Annotated in this window: 18 protein-coding genes and 1 other RNA gene; 16 read left to right on the top strand and 3 right to left on the bottom strand. The window is 44.5% G+C overall.

The genetic code is table 11. The features are described from left to right. Nucleotide 1: 1 nt before the first annotated feature. Complete coding sequence (locus tag Q0R37_RS03065; protein WP_294751018.1) at nucleotides 2-949, bottom strand: TIGR01212 family radical SAM protein; 948 nt, start codon at nucleotides 947-949, stop codon at nucleotides 2-4. Nucleotides 950-1,105: 156 nt separating this feature from the next. Between Q0R37_RS03065 and Q0R37_RS03060 the strand changes: the two genes are divergently transcribed. From Q0R37_RS03060 to Q0R37_RS02990, 15 genes are all read left to right on the top strand, one after another. Beyond that, the gene (locus Q0R37_RS03060; protein WP_294751015.1) at nucleotides 1,106-1,612 is read left to right on the top strand and encodes a shikimate kinase; all 507 of its coding nucleotides are present in this window, start codon (nucleotides 1,106-1,108) and stop codon (nucleotides 1,610-1,612) included. A 193-nt stretch (nucleotides 1,613-1,805) separates the two neighbouring features. Further along, the gene (locus tag Q0R37_RS03055) at nucleotides 1,806-2,543 is read left to right on the top strand and encodes an AAA family ATPase (protein ID WP_294751012.1); all 738 of its coding nucleotides are present in this window, start codon (nucleotides 1,806-1,808) and stop codon (nucleotides 2,541-2,543) included. A 42-nt stretch (nucleotides 2,544-2,585) separates the two neighbouring features. Beyond that, complete coding sequence (locus tag Q0R37_RS03050; protein WP_009984662.1) at nucleotides 2,586-2,987, top strand: methylglyoxal synthase; 402 nt, start codon at nucleotides 2,586-2,588, stop codon at nucleotides 2,985-2,987. Nucleotides 2,988-3,053: 66 nt separating this feature from the next. Then, on the top strand, nucleotides 3,054-4,388 hold the full coding sequence (gene hisS, locus Q0R37_RS03045; RefSeq protein WP_294751008.1) for a histidine--tRNA ligase: 1,335 nt from the start codon (nucleotides 3,054-3,056) through the stop codon (nucleotides 4,386-4,388). A 2-nt stretch (nucleotides 4,389-4,390) separates the two neighbouring features. Further along, the gene (aspS, locus tag Q0R37_RS03040; protein ID WP_294751006.1) at nucleotides 4,391-6,169 is read left to right on the top strand and encodes an aspartate--tRNA ligase; all 1,779 of its coding nucleotides are present in this window, start codon (nucleotides 4,391-4,393) and stop codon (nucleotides 6,167-6,169) included. Beyond that, on the top strand, nucleotides 6,162-6,620 hold the full coding sequence (locus Q0R37_RS03035) for an NUDIX hydrolase (RefSeq protein ID WP_294751003.1): 459 nt from the start codon (nucleotides 6,162-6,164) through the stop codon (nucleotides 6,618-6,620). The genes aspS and Q0R37_RS03035 overlap by 8 nt, the downstream gene beginning before the upstream one ends. A 227-nt stretch (nucleotides 6,621-6,847) precedes the next feature. After that, a complete protein-coding gene (locus Q0R37_RS03030) occupies nucleotides 6,848-7,156 on the top strand; it encodes a hypothetical protein (protein ID WP_294751000.1) in 309 nt (102 codons plus the stop codon). Between the two features lie 33 nt (nucleotides 7,157-7,189). Beyond that, nucleotides 7,190-9,163 carry a V-type ATP synthase subunit I gene (locus tag Q0R37_RS03025; protein ID WP_294750997.1) on the top strand — a complete coding sequence of 658 codons (1,974 nt, stop codon included), beginning with the start codon at nucleotides 7,190-7,192 and terminating at the stop codon, nucleotides 9,161-9,163. After that, nucleotides 9,156-9,629 (top strand): V-type ATP synthase subunit K, encoded by a 474-nt coding sequence (locus Q0R37_RS03020; RefSeq protein WP_294750994.1) that lies wholly within the window; start codon nucleotides 9,156-9,158, stop codon nucleotides 9,627-9,629. Before Q0R37_RS03025 ends, Q0R37_RS03020 begins: the two co-directional genes overlap by 8 nt. 13 nt (nucleotides 9,630-9,642) lie before the next feature. After that, the gene (locus Q0R37_RS03015; protein ID WP_294750991.1) at nucleotides 9,643-10,236 is read left to right on the top strand and encodes a H(+)-transporting ATPase; all 594 of its coding nucleotides are present in this window, start codon (nucleotides 9,643-9,645) and stop codon (nucleotides 10,234-10,236) included. An 8-nt stretch (nucleotides 10,237-10,244) separates the two neighbouring features. Next, nucleotides 10,245-11,186, top strand: coding sequence for a V-type ATPase subunit (locus Q0R37_RS03010; protein WP_294750988.1), 942 nt, complete (start codon nucleotides 10,245-10,247; stop codon nucleotides 11,184-11,186). Further along, complete coding sequence (locus Q0R37_RS03005) at nucleotides 11,179-11,490, top strand: V-type ATP synthase subunit F (protein ID WP_294750985.1); 312 nt, start codon at nucleotides 11,179-11,181, stop codon at nucleotides 11,488-11,490. The genes Q0R37_RS03010 and Q0R37_RS03005 overlap by 8 nt, the downstream gene beginning before the upstream one ends. A 21-nt stretch (nucleotides 11,491-11,511) precedes the next feature. Beyond that, the gene (locus tag Q0R37_RS03000) at nucleotides 11,512-13,281 is read left to right on the top strand and encodes a V-type ATP synthase subunit A (protein WP_294750983.1); all 1,770 of its coding nucleotides are present in this window, start codon (nucleotides 11,512-11,514) and stop codon (nucleotides 13,279-13,281) included. Continuing rightward, the gene (locus Q0R37_RS02995) at nucleotides 13,281-14,657 is read left to right on the top strand and encodes a V-type ATP synthase subunit B (RefSeq protein ID WP_294750980.1); all 1,377 of its coding nucleotides are present in this window, start codon (nucleotides 13,281-13,283) and stop codon (nucleotides 14,655-14,657) included. The genes Q0R37_RS03000 and Q0R37_RS02995 overlap by 1 nt, the downstream gene beginning before the upstream one ends. A 10-nt stretch (nucleotides 14,658-14,667) precedes the next feature. Then, nucleotides 14,668-15,321, top strand: coding sequence for a V-type ATP synthase subunit D (locus tag Q0R37_RS02990; protein WP_294750977.1), 654 nt, complete (start codon nucleotides 14,668-14,670; stop codon nucleotides 15,319-15,321). 41 nt (nucleotides 15,322-15,362) lie between these two features. Here Q0R37_RS02990 and ssrS read toward each other — a convergent pair. Both ssrS and Q0R37_RS02980 read right to left on the bottom strand, forming a co-directional pair. Beyond that, nucleotides 15,363-15,547: non-coding RNA, 6S RNA (gene ssrS / locus Q0R37_RS02985), on the bottom strand. Between the two features lie 88 nt (nucleotides 15,548-15,635). Next, nucleotides 15,636-15,938: a DUF1292 domain-containing protein gene (locus tag Q0R37_RS02980; protein WP_294750975.1), complete on the bottom strand. Its 303-nt coding sequence runs from the start codon at nucleotides 15,936-15,938 to the stop codon at nucleotides 15,636-15,638. A gap of 972 nt (nucleotides 15,939-16,910) precedes the next feature. Here Q0R37_RS02980 and Q0R37_RS02975 point away from each other — a divergent pair. Continuing rightward, the gene (locus Q0R37_RS02975; protein WP_294750972.1) at nucleotides 16,911-18,392 is read left to right on the top strand and encodes a trypsin-like peptidase domain-containing protein; all 1,482 of its coding nucleotides are present in this window, start codon (nucleotides 16,911-16,913) and stop codon (nucleotides 18,390-18,392) included. Nucleotides 18,393-18,438 lie beyond the last annotated feature (46 nt).

The raw sequence follows: 18,438 nt of genomic DNA, 5'->3' as shown, positions 1-18,438 counted from the left end.
TTCACGCCCTTTTGCTGTATGATCTGCCCTGCCATGTATCAAGCTCGGCGAGTCTTTTGTCTATGCCGCCGAGGACCGCGATCTTGTCTGCGCTCCACATGGGAGCTATGAGCTTTGATTTGTCTCCGTCGCCCGTGATACGCTCTATGACTGTTTCGGGCGGCAGAAGTTCGAGCTGTTTTACGATAATATCAATGTATTCGCTGCGTTCAAGGAGACGGAACTCTTTTTTCCCATACATATCGGCAAGAACTGTTCCTTTTATAACGTGAAGCATCTGGAGCTTTACCGCTTCGGGAGCAAGTCTTGCGGCTTCTTCTGCTGTTCTTATCATCATTTCGGGAGTTTCATTAGGAAGCCCATTGATAATATGTATACAGGTGCGTATCCCGCCTGATCTCAGTCTGTAAAAGCCCTCGCAGAACTCTTCGTGAGAATAGCAGCGGTTTATGAGCTTTAATGTACTTTCGTGGCAGCTCTGCATACCGAGTTCAACGGTAAGATCGGTTTTTGAGTTCAATTCCTCAAGTAATCCCACTATTTCATCGGAAAGGCAGTCAGCTCGAGTTCCGATGGAAATTCCGCATACATTCGGAAAATCAAGAACGGAGTAATAAAGCCTTTTAAGCACATCAACGGGAGCGTAGGTGTTGGTGTTTGCCTGAAAATAAGCGGTAAATCTGGCATGTTCTCCGTATTTGCCGCATATCCTGTCCGTTTCCTTCATGAGCTGCGATGTGATATCCAAGCCTCCGTGTGTGAAGTAGCCGCTTCCGCCGTCGCAGAATATGCAGCCTCCTGTTCCCTTTGTACCGTCGATATTAGGACATGAAAAACCGCAGTCAAGAACGGCTTTATATATTTTTTCGCTGTAATGCGACTTATTATAATAGTTAAGTGTGTGATAACGCTTGTTATCATCGGAATATTTGAACGGACTTCTGTTCATAGCATCTCTCCTTGTGAAATTATGTTATCATATCCATCAATAATTGTCAATAATCAGTGTACAAAAAATAATATAGCAATATATGGCTGAATTATCTATTGACATTTTGCACAAATTGAGTTAAAATATAAGGGTAATGAAAAAGAGGTAAACGATATGGATAAAAATATTATTCTGATCGGTATGCCGGGCGTCGGGAAAAGTACCGTGGGAGTTATCCTTGCAAAGCTTCTGGGCTACAGATTTATTGATACTGATATTGTTATTCAGGAGCATGAAAATAAGCTGCTGAAGGAAATAATTGAAGAGAAGGGTATAAACGGCTTCATACAGACCGAAAATCATATTCTGAGCAGCCTGAAAGCTGAAAAAGCTGTTATTGCTACGGGCGGAAGCGTCGTTTACGGCGGCGGCGCTATGAAAAATCTCTCAGAAAACGGCATCATCGTTTATCTCAAGCTGGATTACGGCAAGCTTAAATACAGACTCGGAAATATCAAAAACAGGGGAGTAGTCATTAAAGACGGACAGTCTCTAAGCGGTCTGTACAGGGAAAGAATGCCTTTATACGAGAAATATTCCGATATCATCATAGATGAGAACGGCTGCAATGTTGAGAAAACAATAAATAAAATTATCGATGAACTTAACAATTATTTGTGAACAATGCATAATCAACGACTGATAAAAAGTCCTTTTTGCACAATTTTATATTTTGCTTTAAAAATGGCTTTGACTTTTAGTAGATTGTGTGTTATAATGTACAATAGGATTAATATTATAAGTAATTATAAGACTTCCGCGCCCTCTGTGCAGCTGTGCTGCTCTGGCTTTCGGATATCGGAAAGGAATCAAAATGTCTAAAATAATTGCTGTTACTTCAGGAAAAGGCGGAACCGGTAAATCTACCGTCTGTGCAGGAATTGGCTATACTCTTGCAAAACAGGGACACAGAACGCTCATTATCGAGCTGGATTTCGGCTTGAGGTGTCTCGATATCATTTTCGGTGTCGAAGATAATATCAGATATGATCTCGGCGATGTTCTCAGCGGGAAAAAGACTGCCCTTGAAGCCGTTGCACAGATACCTATGGCTTCAAACCTTAATATCCTCTGCGCCCCCAAGACACTTACCGCTGTAAGTGCCGAGCAGATCGTAGAGATATGCCGTTCTGTAAAGAAATATTTCGAGTATATCATTATCGATACAGGCGCAGGTATCAACTCGCACGTATTCGATATCGTTGAACAGGCAAACCTTATACTTGTGATATCCACTCCCGATCCTGTTTGTATCAGAGACGCAAGTCTGATGTCTGACGAGTTCTATAACAGGGGAAACAAGAGCCAGCGTCTTATAATCAATAAGATAAGCAAAAAAATAATTGGCGCGGAGCTTATCTCGAATCTCGATGAGATCATTGATAAGGTCGGAGTTCAGCTTATCGGAGTAATTCCCGATGACTTCAAAATGACGGTAGCTACAGGAAAGGGTAATCCGATCCCTACCGACAGCGAAGCTCTCAGGGCTTTCGATGCTATCTCAAAACGTCTTGGCGGAGAATTTGTTCCGCTCACAGTAAAAACTGTATAAAAACATGAAATATATTCCGCTCAGCGGGGAAAGGGTATAAAAATGAAAATCGCAATTATAGCACATGATGCGAAAAAAGAGCTTATGGTACAATTCTGCAGCGCTTACTGCGGAATCCTCTCAAAGCATACTCTTATTGCTACAAATACAACAGGCAAGCAGGTAAGTGAAGCTACAGGGCTCCCTATCAAGAGGTATCTCAGCGGTCAGGGAGGAGCAGAGCAGATACTTGCACTCCTTTCATGCAATGAAGTTGACGTTCTTCTCTTCTTCCGCGATCCTATAAATCCAAAGGCAGCAGACGTTCACGGCATGAATCTTCTCAGACTCTGTGATGTTCATAACGTGCCTGTTGCAACAAACATCGCTACCGCAGAAGCGCTCATCCTTGCTCTCGAAAGAGGCGATCTCGATTGGCGTGAAGTCGGTAATCCGAGTATCTAAAACTTCAATTGTCCCTTTCAAAGGGACAATTTTCATGTAAAAACAAACAGGAAAGGCTTGAAATATATGGCAATTAATATCAAACGCCCCAACGGAACAGAGGACGTTCTGCCGAAGGATGTCTACAAATGGCACACTATTGAAAAAATAGCCCGTGAGACCGCCGAAAGCTTCGGATTTTCCGAGATCAGGATACCAACCTTTGAAAATACGGATCTTTTCCTTCGTTCTGTCGGTGAAACAACTGATGTAGTTCAGAAGGAAATGTACACCGTCAAGGCCAAGGAGACCGAATTTACTCTCCGTCCCGAGGGTACGGCAGGCACTATACGCGCAATGCTCCAGAACGGCCTTTTGAACGAGGCACTGCCACAGAAGGTATACTATATGCTCTCATGCTTCCGTCATGAGCGTCCGCAGGCAGGAAGACTTCGCGAGTTCCACCAGTTCGGCGTTGAAATGGCAGGAAGTCCCGCACCCTCCGCAGATGCAGAGGTGATACTTCTTGCAAAGACCATCCTCGACAGGCTGGGACTTAAGAATATAGAGCTCCACATAAACTCTATCGGATGCCCGTCATGCCGTGCAAAGTATCATGAGGCTCTCCGTGCTTATTTTGAGCCGCATAAGGAAGAGCTCTGTGATACCTGCAAGGAAAGACTTGTCAAGAATCCAATGAGGCTTCTTGACTGCAAGAGCCCCATATGCAAGGGGATCGGCAAGGATGCTCCGCTCATACTCGATTATCTGTGTGATGAATGCAGGGAGCATTTTGAAGCGTTTAAAAAGTATCTTACAGGCTTTGATATAGAGTATATTGTCGATCCGAAGATAGTTCGCGGACTTGATTATTATACAAAGTCCGTATTTGAGTTTATCACGACAGAGATCGGCGCACAGGGAACTGTTTGTGCAGGCGGCAGATATGACGGCCTTATCGAACAGCTGGGCGGACAGCACGTCCCCGCTCTTGGCTTTGGTATGGGATTTGAGAGACTTCTGCTCGTTATGGACAAGCAGGGCTGCGATTATCTCACTCCCAAGACCTGCGATATATATTTCGCTACAATGGGCGAAGCTTCACTGGTCAAGGCTATGGAGCTTGTCAAGGGACTTCGTGAGTTCGGCTACCGTGCCGAATACGATCTTATGGGCAGAGGGATAAAGGCTCAGATGAAGTACGCAAACAAGATAGGCGCTGTTTACACAATGGTACTCGGCGATAACGAGCTTGAATGCGGAAAGGCAAAGCTTAAGGAAATGGAAAGCGGAAAGGAGATTGAACTCCTCCTTAATGATAAATTCACCGCTAATTTTGAGAACGAATACTTTAATAAAATGCTCGATACAATGGATGACGAGTCAGGTTCATTATTTTCATTCACAGGGGAGGACAAATAAAAATGGCAGACAGTATGAAAGGTCTCAAGCGCACACATTACTGCGGAGAAGTGACCGAAGCTGGAAAAGAAGTCGTAGTAGGCGGATTTGTAGACAGGATAAGAGATAAAGGCGGCGTTATATTCATAGTTCTCAGAGACAGAACAGGCGTTGTTCAGCTGCTCTTTAACGACGAGACTGACCGTGAACTGTTTGAAAAGGCAGCTTCATGCAAGAGCGAGTACGTTCTTATGGCAAAGGGCGAGGTACGCGAGCGTGAAAGCAAGAACGACAAGCTGAAAACAGGCAATGTTGAGATATTCGTAACGGATTTAAGGATACTTGCAAAGGCTCAGACTCCTCCTTTTGAGATCGTTAACGAAACAAAGGTTAATGACGAGCTTCGTCTGAAGTACCGTTATCTCGATCTCAGACGCGCACCGCTCCAGCAGAATATCATTATGCGTCATGAGATCGCAAAGGTAACACGTGAGTATTTCTACGAAAACGGTTTCCTTGAGATAGAAACTCCCATGATGATGAAATCGACTCCCGAGGGCGCAAGAGACTACCTTATCCCTTCGAGAGTTCATCAGGGCAAGTTCTACGCTCTTCCTCAGTCTCCGCAAATCTATAAGCAGCTCCTTATGGTATCGGGATATGACAGATACATACAGCTTGCACGCTGCTTCCGTGACGAGGATCTGAGAGCTGACCGACAGCCTGAATTTACTCAGATAGACCTTGAGATGTCATTTGTTGACGCAGAGGATATTCAGGAGTGCGTTGAAGGCTTTATCAAGAGAGTTTTCAAGGAAGTAATAAATGTTGATGTTCAGCTTCCTCTTCAGAGACTTACATTTGCAGACGCTATGAACCGTTACGGCTCGGACAAGCCGGATACACGTTTCGGATTTGAGATACAGGATATCACAGACACTGTAAAGGATATCGACTTTGTTGTGTTCAGAAATGCCATCGAGGAGGGCGGTTCTGTACGTGCAATCAACGTAAAGAACGGCGCTGCGACTTATACTCGCAAGGAGATCGACAAGCTCGTTGAACACGCAAAGGGAATAGGTGCAAAGGGACTTGCATACATCCGCTGGGCAGACGAGCCTAACTGTTCGTTCAAGAAGTTCATTGCTGACGGCGAGCTTGAAAAGATATGCGCTGCTGTTGATGCACATGAGGGAGACCTTGTGCTTATCTGTGCAGACAAGACCAAGACCGTACTTGCAACTCTCGGTGCGATCAGACTTATCTGCGGAAAGAGAATGGAAGTTATCCCCGAGGATCAGTATAATTTCCTCTGGATCACGGAAATGCCGTTCTTTGAGCATGACGATGAGAACAACACGTGGGTAGCTGCACATCATCCGTTTACTATGCCTATGGAAGAGTGCCTCGGGTACCTTGATACCGATCCTGCCAATGTACGCGCAAAGGCATGGGATCTCGTCCTTAACGGAACAGAGCTTTCAAGCGGCTCTATGCGTATAACCGATTTTGAGCTCCAGCAGAAGATGTTTGAAGCTCTTGGTATGACTGACGAAGAGATACAGGCAAAGTTCGGCTTCCTTGTTGATGCTTACCGCTATGGCGCTCCGCCTCACGGTGGTATGGGAATCGGTCTTGACCGTCTTGCAATGATAATGTGCAAGGCTGACAGTCTGAGAGACGTAACCGCATTCCCGAAGGTACAGAACGCAAGTGAGCTTATGTCAGAATGTCCTTCTTCCGTTGATGATGAAAGCCTTGAAGTGCTCGGCATAAGTGTAGTGAAAAAAGAAGATGAGTAATCGCTTTTACGCTGTATGCGGTATCGTTGATATCGGCGGTAAGATACTCTTTGTAAGGCACACATATGGTCCCGCAAAGGAGCGTATACTTATTCCCGGCGGATATGTAAAGGAAGGCGAGCTTCCGTCAGACGCCGTCAAAAGGGAATTGTTCGAAGAAACAGGCGTCAATGCAGCGGCAGAGTCGGTTTTTGCCGTGCAGTTCCGTGCAGAACAGTGGATAATAGTGTTCCGCCTTAAATATATTTCGGGCGAGCCTCATTCCGATGGGTACGAAAACAGTGAGGTACTGCTGCTTACTCCTGAGGAAGCTGTAAAGCGCACCGATATCACGAATATGAGCCGTGCGATACTGAATGCGTATATTAACGCACGGGAGAATACTCTTGAAAAAGGCGATTATAAGTCTATTTCTCTAAAAACAGGGGAATATGAGATATTTGGTGTTTGATCATACTAAAAAATCAAAATATTTCGAAGATTTTTATTGACTTTTTTCTTAAAAAGGAGTATAATATTAACTGTAGGTTTAATAATTTTGTAGGGAGCTGTCTGTAGGTTAGCTCCCTATGTCTTTTTGTTAGGCTTTATTAACTATATAGCTATTGACTATTTGAAGAGGAAATGCTATAATTAGATCATCAAATGACCGATGGTCATTTTTAAGGAGGCGTATCTATGGCATCGGAAGCTGTAAAGAAGATCCTTGAAGCCGAAGCTCTTTCTGATAAAAAGAATGCAGAAGCCCGCAGGCAGCGAGACGAAATAATTAATTCCGCTTCGGGCAAGTCGCAGCTTGCTGTACAGAAAAGGCTGAGTGATGCACATTCGGAGCTATCAAAGCTTAAATCGGATTATGATAAAAAGCTTGAGGAATACAGTAAAAGCGCCGAAGCTGAATGTCAGAAAAAGATTGACAGTATAAGACAGCAGGCCGAAAAAAACATGAACAGGGCTGTTGACGAGATAATCGAACGCTATTTCTGAGATCCGACCTTGTAAAGGAGAGTGATGCAATAAATGGCGAAGTTAAAAATGAAGAAGATAGAGCTCATAGCTATGCTGACAGACAGCAAGAAGATAATTGAGCTCCTTCAGCGCCGCGGTGTTGTTGAGATAACGGAAAACAACGACGAGGAGCTTGAAAATACCAATGTCACTGCTGTTGTGGGTGAGTTTGACAAGTTCAGAAATACAGCGGCGCAGGCACTGGAGATAATTGACAATTATGCTCCTGAGAAAGCTTCCTTAAACGACCTTCTCGGCGGAAGGACCGAGGTCGAAAAGCATGAATTCGGAAAAGAAGCCATGCATATGGAACAGGTCATGGGAGCTGCCGGCGAGATAATAAAAAATCAGCGTTATATTACCGATTCTGCAAATTCGGCATCCCAGCTGCAAATAAAGTGTGATATGCTCGAGCGCTGGAAGAACCTTGACGTTCCTTTGAATTTCAAAGGTACTGCAACGACCTCAGCGTTTATCGGAACCCTGCCTTATCTGACAGCTTCTGAGGAGCTTGAGGAAAAGCTTCCCGAGAATTGCAGTGTTGAGGTAATAAGCTCGACTAAGGATCAGACAAATGTATTCATCATTTGCAGCAAGGATGTTTATGATGAAGCGGAGGATATACTCCGCAGGCTTGCTTTTGCTCATGTTTCCGAGCCCGAGAGCATGACTCCGAAGGAGCTTATTGCGGAATACACTGCCGAGATAGACAATCTTAACGATGAGTCTGAAAAAGCTAAGGAGAATATCACAAAGCTTGCGGAAAACAGGCAGAAGCTCAGATTTGTCATAGATTACCTGCAAATGAGAAAGGAAAAGTACGACGCCCTGAGCGACCTTGGCTTTACCGAGAACACTTTTGTTCTTAACGGCTATATTCCCGAAAAGTATGCGGATAGCCTAAAAAACGAAATAGAAGCCAAATATACTGCTGCGATAACATTCACCGATCCGTCAGACGACGATGATGTACCTGTTCTGCTTGAAAACAGCAGATTTTCAACGCCTATAGAAGAGATAACAAAAATGTACGCAATGCCGGGAAAGGGCGATATTGATCCTACTCCCATAATGTCGTTTTTCTATTATCTTTTCTTCGGAATGATGCTTTCCGATGCAGGCTACGGACTTCTTATGGTAATAGGAACTACCATAGCGCTCAGGAAATTCAAGCTTGAGACCACTATGAAGAAGACGCTGACTATGTTCCGAAACTGCGGCGTATCCACTATATTCTGGGGAGCTCTTTTCGGAAGCTGGTTCGGAGATATCGTACAGGTAGTTGCGAGGGAGTTCTTTGATAAGGAGATAGGCAGCACTGCCTTATGGTTTGAGCCTATTACGGATCCTGTAAAGCTGCTGCTGGTATCCTTCGGACTCGGAATACTGCATCTTTTGCTCGGTGTGGCTGTCGCGTTCAAGATGACATGGGATACAGGCAAAAAGCTTGATGCAGTATTGGACGCACTGCCGATATATCTTATAGTACTTGGCATAGCACCTGTGGGTGCGGGAATGTTCGTGACGGTCCCGGAGGCGCTCAGCACGATAGGATTGTATATGCTTATCGCAGGCGTGATAATCCTTGTACTTACTGCGGGAAGGACTTCAAAATCAGTATTCGGAAAGTTCTTTGGCGGTCTGTATGCGCTGTATAATACGGCTACAGGCTATTTCGGAGACATACTTTCCTATTCCCGTCTGCTTGCTCTCGGACTTGCAACAGGTTCCATAGCGAGCGTTATAAACCTTATCGGCACGATGCCCGAGAACAAAATAGTAAAGCTTATTGTACTGATAATTGTATTTGTGGTAGGTCATATAGCGAACCTTGCGATAAATCTGCTTGGTGCATATGTCCATACGGACAGACTTCAGTTCGTTGAGCTTTTCAGTAAATTCTATACCGGAGGCGGACGTGAATTCTCACCGCTTACGGTAAATACAAAGTATATAAAATTCAAGGAGGAAAATTCAAATGACTAACGGATTAGTATTAGCTTTAATAGGAGCTGCGCTTGCAGCACTTCTTGCAGGAATAGGTTCTGCAAAGGGAGTAAGCCTTGTAGGTGAAGCGGCTTCAGGAGTTGTTTCTGTCGATCCTTCAAAATTCAGCAAGGTCCTTCTTCTTGAGCTCCTTCCGGGTACTCAGGGACTTTACGGACTTATCGCTGCAATGTTCATCCTTATCCGTACAAATGTACTCAGCGGAAATGCAGCTGAACTTACTGTACAGCAGGGTCTTGCATTTCTTGCAGCTTCTCTCCCTATAGCAGTTGTTGGTCTCATCTCGGGTATCATGCAGGGAAGAGCTGCTGCGGCAGGTGTAAGCATTACCGCAAAGAAGCCCGAGCATAACGGCAAGGCTATCATCATGGCTGCTATGGTCGAGACCTATGCTATCCTTGCACTTCTTGTATCAGTACTTATAATAATGAAGATCAGTGTATAATGGAGGTGGAGATATGTCAGGACTTGACGAGATCCTTAACCTCATTGACGCTCAGCAGAAACAGACAGAAGATTCTCTTATAAAAGCAGCTGTAAGCAAAGCAAACGCAATAAAAGCAGAGGGTGACAAGAAAGCGCAGAAGGCATACGAAGATTTCATGAACAGATCCACTGCTCAGGCGGAAAAGGACTTTGAAAATTCCTGCAATTCTGCAGATGCTGCAATGAAGCGCCGAATACTTGCCTGCAAGGTGGAGCTTATAGATCAGGCTGTTGAAAAAACCGTGAGCAAGCTCAGGTCGCTTTCGGATAAAGAGTACTTTGAGCTTATGACCAAACTTGCAGAACGCCATATCAGGGCAGATAAGGGAGTGATCTCTTTCGGGGGCAAGGACCTTTCGAGACTTCCAGCCGATTATGAAAGCAAGCTGAATGAGCTTGCAAAGAAAAAGGGCGGAGAGATCACGGTATCAAAAGAAGCTGCCGATATCGAGGACGGCTTTATTCTCACATACGGACTGATATCAGAGAATTGCAGCTTCTGTTCCATAATAGAATCCGAAAAAGAAGCTGTGCGTGACACGGCTGCAAGAGTGCTGTTCGGGTAGGTGATACTATGAGCGGAACAAAGTATGCAAATGCTGTCGGAGCTGTAAGAGCTATGGAGAACACTCTTCTCTCGAAAAATGATATCGACCAGCTTATAAACTCAAAGAGCAGAGCTGAGATGGAGGCTGTCATAGCTTCAAAGGTCGGTTCTTCAAGCGGTGAGACACTGGTCTCTGTATGGGAGATGCTCCATGAATATGCTCCTGACTGCAAAGAGCTCGAAATACTTCTTTATAAGAACGATTTCCATAATCTGAAAGCTGTCCTGAAAGCTGTGATATCGAACAGAGACCCGTCAGATTATTATATCTCACCGTCTAATGTGGAGCTTTCCGTGCTCACTGAAGCTATAAGCAAAAAGGATTACAGCCTTTTGCCGGAGTATATGCGGAAAGCTGCCGAGGAAGCCTATGAGCTGGTGACCAATACCCTTGACGGCCAGCTTTCGGATTCTCTGATAGACAAGGCGTCTATGCAGGCAATGCAGAAGAGCGCAGCTGATTTCGGGAGCGAGTTTATGCAGAAGTACTCTCAGCTTGTTACAGCCTGTGCGGATATAAAGACTGCCTACAGATGCAGTATACTGAACAAGTCGGCACAGTTTATGGAAAACGCTATCTGCGGAAGCAGCGACCTCGAAAAGGAGCCGCTCCTCAAAGCTGCACTTGGCGGAACGGAATCCCTTTTTACATTTCTCGAAGGTACGCCTTACAGCAGCGTGGCAGCATTGCTAAGGGACTCTGCCGCAAAGTATGAAAAGTGGTGCGATGACGTTATCATGGAGCTTGCCGAAACTGCAAGGATGCAGGCGTTCGGTTCGGATCCTCTTGCTGCATATTATATTGCAAAGGAAGCCGAGATCAAGAATATCAGGATACTTTCCGTATGCAAGGAGTTCGGTGCAGATAAGGAAACTATCACGGAAAGGATGAGAAAGCTGTATGTATAAAGCTGCTGTGATCGGTGACAGTGCCAGTGTTTCGGGCTTTGCAGCTCTCGGGCTTTCGGTTTTCCGTGAGACTGAACCCGAAAAGATAACAAAGCTCATATCAAGACTTGCAGCCAATGATTTTGCTGTGATATACATTACAGAACCTGCTGCGGCACTTGTAAAGGATACGATAAATAAATACAGGAGCAGCAAGCTGCCATCCATCGTTCTTATCCCTGCAATAGAGGGAAATACGGGCGAAGGCATGAGAGCGCTCCACGAGGCAGTTGAAAAGGCTGTCGGTTCAGATATATTAAATTAAGAAAGAGGCGGATAAGCAGAAATGAACAGTAAAGGTACTATCGTAAAAATATCAGGACCTCTTGTAGTTGCCGAAGGCATGAGAGATGCCAATATGTTCGACGTTGTCCGTGTTAGTGATAAACGTCTTATAGGCGAGATAATCGAAATGCACGGTGACCGTGCTTCAATACAGGTATACGAGGAGACTTCGGGTCTCGGAACAGGCGAGAACGTTGAATCAACGGGCGAGCCCATGAGCGTTGAGCTCGGACCCGGTCTTATCGGAAGCATTTTCGACGGTATACAGCGTCCTCTTGATGAGATCAGAAAGGTCTGCGGAAACAATCTGCAAAGAGGCGTTGAAGTTCCGTCACTTAAAAGAGAACCGCTCTGGAAATTCACTCCTTCAGTGAAAAAAGGAGATAAGGTCATTGGCGGTGATATCATCGGAACCGTTCCCGAGACAGACATCGTTCTTCACAGGATAATGGTGCCGAACGGAGTTGAAGGAACCGTAAAGTCCATATCCGAGGGCGAATTCCATGCAGATGATACCGTTTGTGTGATTGAGACCGCAAAAGGTGACAGGGAGCTTTCACTTATTCAGAAATGGCCTGTACGCCGCGGAAGACCCTATCAGAAAAAGCTCTCTCCCGATATGCCTCTTGTAACAGGTCAGAGAGTCGTAGACTGTCTTTTCCCGATAGCAAAGGGAGGAGTTGCGGCTATCCCCGGACCTTTCGGAAGCGGCAAGACTGTTACTCAGCATCAGCTCGCAAAGTGGGCAGAGGCAGACATAATCGTATACATCGGCTGCGGAGAGCGCGGCAACGAAATGACGGACGTTCTTAACGAATTCCCCGAGCTCATTGACCCTAATACGGGAAAATCCCTTATGGAACGTACAGTTCTCATTGCAAATACATCGGATATGCCTGTTGCAGCCCGTGAGGCTTCGGTATATACAGGTATCACTATTGCGGAGTATTACCGTGATATGGGCTATTCCGTAGCTCTTATGGCTGACTCCACCTCACGATGGGCTGAGGCTCTCCGTGAGATGTCGGGACGTCTTGAGGAAATGCCCGGTGACGAAGGTTATCCTGCATACCTCGGAAGCCGTCTTGCACAGTTCTATGAGCGTGCGGGAAGAGTTATATCCAACGGTTCCGACGGAAGAGAGGGAGCTCTTTCTGTTATCGGAGCAGTTTCGCCTCCGGGCGGTGATATATCCGAGCCTGTTTCGCAGGCTACTCTGCGTATCGTAAAAGTGTTCTGGGGACTTGATTCCAACCTTGCATATCAGAGACATTTCCCTGCGATAAACTGGCTGACGAGCTATTCTCTCTATGCTGATTCACTTGCGAACTGGTACAATAACAATGTATCCAAGGACTGGATGAAGTGCAGAGCGCGTTTTATGGAGATACTCCATGACGAATCGGAGCTCAAGGAGATAGTAAAGCTTGTCGGTATGGACGCGCTTTCACCTAATGACAGACTGAAAATGGAAACAGCACGTTCTATACGTGAGGACTTCCTGCATCAGCTTGCTTTCCATGAGGTGGATACGTATACGAGCCTGAAAAAGCAGCTTTATATGATGAAGCTAATCCTTAATTTCAATGATGAAGCTTTTGAAAGCATACAAAAAGGCGCGGATATAGAAGCTGTTGCAAATCTTGCGGTCAGAGAAAAAATAGGCCGTTTCAAGTATATCGAAGAAAAAAATACAGATGCAGAATTTGAAAAGCTCTCAGTGGAGATCTCCTCAGAGCTCAATGAGCTGCTTGACAAGGAGGAAGACTGATGCCAAGAGAATACAGAACCATCGAAGAAGCGGCAGGTCCTCTGCTGCTTGTAAAGGATGTTGAGAACGTAACCTATGGCGAGCTTGCTGAGATAAGGCTCAAAAACGGCGAAAAGAGAAGATGCCGTGTACTTGAGATAAACGGTACGAATGCCCTTGTTCAGCTTTTTGAGAATGCGGCAGGTATAAACTTGCAGGACAGCAGCGTTGTTTTCACGGGTCATCAGATGGAGCTCGGAGTATCCGAGGATATGCTGGGTCGAGTTTTCGACGGCCTCGGCAGACCTATTGATGATGGTCCCGAGATAATCCCCGAAATGCGCCTTGACGTAAACGGACTTCCTATGAATCCCGTTGCCAGAAGATATCCTCAGGAGTTCATACAGACCGGTGTTTCTGCCATAGACGGACTTAACACTCTTGTAAGAGGTCAGAAGCTCCCTATCTTCTCAGCAAGTGGTCTGCCCCATGCACAGCTTGCGGCACAGATAGCACGTCAGGCAAAGGTACGCGGAAAAGACGAGCAGTTTGCTGTTGTATTCGCTGCAATGGGTATCACCTTTGAGGAATCCGAGTACTTTGTACAGAGCTTCAGGAGCACAGGTTCGCTTGACAGAACGGTACTTTTTATAAATCTTGCTAACGATTCGGCTATCGAGCGTCTTGCAACGCCTAAAATGGCTCTTACTGCGGCTGAGTATCTTGCATTTGAGAAGGGGATGCACGTACTTGTTATCCTTACGGATATCACCAACTATGCCGACGCACTTCGTGAAGTTTCGGCAGCACGTAAGGAGGTTCCGGGAAGAAGAGGCTATCCCGGATATATGTATACCGATCTTGCGACTATATATGAGCGCGCAGGCCGTCAGAACGGCAAAGAGGGTAGTATCACCATGATACCTATCCTTACGATGCCCGAGGACGATAAGACTCACCCGATCCCTGACCTTACGGGATATATCACAGAGGGACAGATAATTCTTTCACGTGAGCTCTACAGAAAGGGAGTAAACCCGCCTGTTGACGTACTTCCGTCGCTTTCCCGTCTTAAGGATAAGGGTATAGGCGAGGGCAAGACAAGAGCAGATCATTCCGACACCATGAATCAGCTTTTCTCTGCATACGCAAGAGGAAAGGACGCAAAGGAGCTCATGGTCGTTCTCGGTGAGGCAGCTCTTACTCCCACAGACCTTATATACGCAAAGTTTGCGGATGAATTCGAGAAAAAGTATGTTTCACAGGGCTTTGAGAACAACAGAAGTATCGAAGATACGCTTGCTATCGGCTGGGAGCTGCTCAGAATGCTCCCGAGGAGCGAGCTCAGAAGAATACGTGAGGAGTACCTCGTTAAGTATTATGATACTCAGAAATGAGGTGGTTTGATTGGCAAGACTGAATGTTAATCCGACCAGAATGGAGCTCAGCAAGCTAAAAAAGAAGCTTGTCTCCGCAAGAAGGGGACACAAGCTGCTGAAGGACAAGCGTGATGAACTTATGAGGCAGTTCATGAACCTTATAAGGGAAAACCGTCAGCTTCGTACAGAGGTGGAAGCTGCCATAAAGGACGCAAACCGATATATGGCAGTTGCAGGCTCTGTCATGCAGCGTGAGGTGCTTGAAACAGCCCTTATGCTTCCAAAGCAGGAAGTAGAGCTTGAGGTGAGCGAAAAAAACGTAATGAGCGTTTATATCCCCGAATTCAAGACGAAATATCGTTCGGGAGATTCAAACGATATCTATTCATACGGTATGGCGTTCACATCTATAGACCTTGACGGTGCGGTAAGCTCTCTCAGTGCGGTCTTTCCGAAAATGATACGGCTTGCGGAAATAGAAAAGTCGTGCCAGCTCATGGCTGACGAGATCGAAAAGACACGCCGCCGTGTAAACGCACTTGAACATATAATGATCCCCGATTATGAGGAGACCATAAAGTTTATAACCATGAAGCTCTCAGAGAATGAGAGAAGCACAACGACTTCGCTCATGAAAGTAAAGGATATGGTTTTAAAGCAAAGTCATAATTATCAGCAATAAAAAAACGGTCTCCGAAATCGGAGACCGTTTTTCGTTGAGTATAAAAATCCGCCTTGCCGTCATATAGTGCATAAAACCCGCACTAAGCAGGTGGGTAAACGCCCTTATGCTTCTCGCTCCCTTCTTCCGCAGGGCGGGAGGTCTGCAGTCCACATACGGAGACGAATTCCCTTGAATTATGTGTTGGATTATAAAAACTATAATTACTCGCACAAGGCAGAAATTTTGCTTTTTCTTTTCTATATATATTATAGCACAATCATTCGGAAAAATCAATAGCAAAATTATGTAAAATGGTAAAAAATTGGTAAAATTCAATCATCAAAAGAGTCATCCATGGTGTCGTCAAGACGTTCAAGGAAGAAACGCGATACCATTTCAAATTCATCGTCGTCATCTATAGATGCAAGTATCTCTTCTCCGTCTTCTTCGATGGACTTAAGTATAACAAGATCACAGTCTGAATCAAGGAAATCTTCATCCTCAACAGCGGGAAGCATTGCATAGTACTGTTCGCCTTCGATCTCGGCAGCATCGAAAAGCTCAAACTGTTTTTTGTTTCCTTCCTCATCTATAAGCTCAAATAAGTCGGGAGTATACTCATTCATTTCTGACATAATCATTCTCCAATCCGGCGAAAGCCTTTTTTTATAGCTATATTATACACTAATATCGCTTAAAAATCAAGAGGAAGTTACATGAAGAATTCATTGTGATATTAAACAGTTGATAGCTTGATTCTTTGTTATATATGCCGATTTGCATGAAAAATATGTGATAGAGCTATTATTTCTATTGACTTTTCACACAAAGTGTGGTAATATATAATCAAGGAAAAGGAAAGCTCATGAGAGTGATCCGAGCTGCATTTACTTGGACTGAGGGAGACCTCAATGTAAATGAATATACGCGGAAGGGAGAGTGAGTCCAATGGAAGGAAAGTTCGCACAGCAGCGTGAAGCCGGCGGGCTTGCTGAGTAATTGGATTTCATTAAGAGGGAATATAGGCTTCGGGCTTGTTCCATTGAAAAGAGCTCAAAAAGGCTTAACAATTCAATTATGAAGCTGACGTTTGCTGATCTAAACGGCTTCATGTGAAAAATTTAGATACAGAGTTATCTGAAATTTCGACAATAAGTCTTTAGATATATTGCGAAAAAATCTTTTAGTAAAGGTTGAGTCCAATGAGAAAATAGGTTATTACTTTATGAACTTGCATGATGTTCGGCATTTTCGGACAAATACAATTTTATAGGTGATTCCGATGGAGTAATTTTTGAATTGCTTGATTACTTTATATAAAGGAATGATGTACATTGAAAAAGAGGTACACATTTAAAATCTGATCCGAAAGGGTGAGTCCAAAGGGTAATTTAGCTAAGTGATGAAAGTCGCTTTAAAAATTAAATAGTAACAAACAGCCCCGACGTTTGTCGGGGTTTTGTTTATAATATATCTGCTCATTTCTTAAGAATACTTTATATTATAAAAACGGATAGGAAAATATATTTTTCCCAGCTTTATCATATAATTATCACAAAAATGCTTATAATATATTATAGAGTATTGTATCTGAAAGGATGAACAGGATGAAGGATAATTACAACAGTGATGATAATTATCGCTCGGATGAGCTATTCAGCGAAAAAAGCGATTATGAAGTTAATTATAGCAGCGCTGATAATGAAACTTCCGATGATCCTGATATAAATGAAAACAGGTATGATTCGAGGTCATATTCATATGCTTCGGAGAATACAGAGAATGTAACCACTTCCGCAGGTAAGAGAAAGGCAGGTCTTGTTCTTAAATGTGCTGCGACCGTTATTATTTTCGCAGCCTTGAGCTTCGGAGTTGTAAAGATGTATAAATTTTTGAATGCATCAAAGAACGAACTTAAGGAGTTCTCAGGGGACAGCGTTAAGAGCGTTTCAAGGGATATACCTGTAGATACTGCCGAAAACGAAAAGCCTTCAGATGATAAAGAGATGCCGAGCCTTATTGAACTGGCTGCAAGATCTGATGCAAAGCCGCTGCCTGATATTGTCGATTCAATAATGCCGTCTGTTGTCGGAGTTGCTTCGTCATTTGAGTATACCCCCCGCCAGACGTTCAGTATATGGGGCTGGAACGATGAGCCGCAAACGGAGATCATGAGGAAAACAGGTACTGGTTTCATTATAACCGATGACGGTTATATCGTTACGAATGCTCATGTAGTCTATGACGAGACTTATGATGCAGGCGAAGCTGTTGATGTAAAGGTGCTTTTCAGCGATGAGACCGAACATGAAGCCAATATAATCGCCTTTGACCCCGAAACCGATATAGCTGTACTGAAGGTCAATGAAACAAAGCTTAAGCCTGCTGTTCTCGGTGACAGTGATGATCTCAGAGTCGGCGAGCTTGTTATAGCGGTGGGAAATCCGCTTGGATTTGATCTTTTCGGAACTGTAACAAGCGGAATAGTTTCTGCCCTTAACAGAAAAATTGATATAAACGAAAAGAAAATGAACCTTATTCAGACGGATGCTGCCATTAATAACGGAAATTCCGGCGGACCTCTTCTAAACAGCTGCGGACAAGTCATCGGCATCAATTCCGCAAAAATGTCTTCAAGCTACAGCAGCTCTGCAAGTGTTGAGGGATTATGCTTTGCTATACCGATAAAGGAAGCAAAGGTCATAATTGACGACCTCATAAACTACAGATACGTTACAGGAAGACCGAATCATGGTATTGTAAGTACGAGAGATATTACTGAAGCTCAGTCAAGGTACTGGAATATCCCTGTCGGAGTTTATGTTATGTCCCTTCAGGAGGGCGGTGCAGCCGAGCTTGCAGGAATAAAAGTGGGCGATATAATAATCGACATCGACGGCAATGCTGTATCAACTGCACAGGAACTCAATGATATCAAAAACAAGTTCAAGGCAGGGGATACCATTTCGATAACTGTAGCGCGAAACGGACAGGATATAAGAATGAAGCTCACACTTCAGGAGGACACATTCATTTACGGAAATCAGAAAAAAGGTTTTGAAAGCAATTCAAGACTGACAGCGAACTGATAAATAAAAAGCCCTTGATACGGAATAATTAACTATTCCGCATCAA

This window comes from uncultured Ruminococcus sp. (genome assembly GCF_946415235.1).
GTDB lineage: Bacteria > Bacillota > Clostridia > Oscillospirales > Ruminococcaceae > Ruminococcus.
Note: the sequence above shows the minus strand (reverse complement) of the source record. Positions and strands in the feature narration are given on the sequence as shown.

Bases quoted from the DNA above. Each gene is read 5' to 3' on its own strand.
- Q0R37_RS03065 (WP_294751018.1), bottom strand. From the start codon at position 949: ATGAACAGAAGTCCGTTCAAATATTCCGATGATAACAAGCGTTATCAC.
- Q0R37_RS03060 (WP_294751015.1), top strand. From the start codon at position 1,106: ATGGATAAAAATATTATTCTGATCGGTATGCCGGGCGTCGGGAAAAGT.
- Q0R37_RS03055 (WP_294751012.1), top strand. From the start codon at position 1,806: ATGTCTAAAATAATTGCTGTTACTTCAGGAAAAGGCGGAACCGGTAAA.
- Q0R37_RS03050 (WP_009984662.1), top strand. From the start codon at position 2,586: ATGAAAATCGCAATTATAGCACATGATGCGAAAAAAGAGCTTATGGTA.
- hisS (WP_294751008.1), top strand. From the start codon at position 3,054: ATGGCAATTAATATCAAACGCCCCAACGGAACAGAGGACGTTCTGCCG.
- aspS (WP_294751006.1), top strand. From the start codon at position 4,391: ATGGCAGACAGTATGAAAGGTCTCAAGCGCACACATTACTGCGGAGAA.
- Q0R37_RS03035 (WP_294751003.1), top strand. From the start codon at position 6,162: ATGAGTAATCGCTTTTACGCTGTATGCGGTATCGTTGATATCGGCGGT.
- Q0R37_RS03030 (WP_294751000.1), top strand. From the start codon at position 6,848: ATGGCATCGGAAGCTGTAAAGAAGATCCTTGAAGCCGAAGCTCTTTCT.
- Q0R37_RS03025 (WP_294750997.1), top strand. From the start codon at position 7,190: ATGGCGAAGTTAAAAATGAAGAAGATAGAGCTCATAGCTATGCTGACA.
- Q0R37_RS03020 (WP_294750994.1), top strand. From the start codon at position 9,156: ATGACTAACGGATTAGTATTAGCTTTAATAGGAGCTGCGCTTGCAGCA.
- Q0R37_RS03015 (WP_294750991.1), top strand. From the start codon at position 9,643: ATGTCAGGACTTGACGAGATCCTTAACCTCATTGACGCTCAGCAGAAA.
- Q0R37_RS03010 (WP_294750988.1), top strand. From the start codon at position 10,245: ATGAGCGGAACAAAGTATGCAAATGCTGTCGGAGCTGTAAGAGCTATG.
- Q0R37_RS03005 (WP_294750985.1), top strand. From the start codon at position 11,179: ATGTATAAAGCTGCTGTGATCGGTGACAGTGCCAGTGTTTCGGGCTTT.
- Q0R37_RS03000 (WP_294750983.1), top strand. From the start codon at position 11,512: ATGAACAGTAAAGGTACTATCGTAAAAATATCAGGACCTCTTGTAGTT.
- Q0R37_RS02995 (WP_294750980.1), top strand. From the start codon at position 13,281: ATGCCAAGAGAATACAGAACCATCGAAGAAGCGGCAGGTCCTCTGCTG.
- Q0R37_RS02980 (WP_294750975.1), bottom strand. From the start codon at position 15,938: ATGTCAGAAATGAATGAGTATACTCCCGACTTATTTGAGCTTATAGAT.
- Q0R37_RS02975 (WP_294750972.1), top strand. From the start codon at position 16,911: ATGAAGGATAATTACAACAGTGATGATAATTATCGCTCGGATGAGCTA.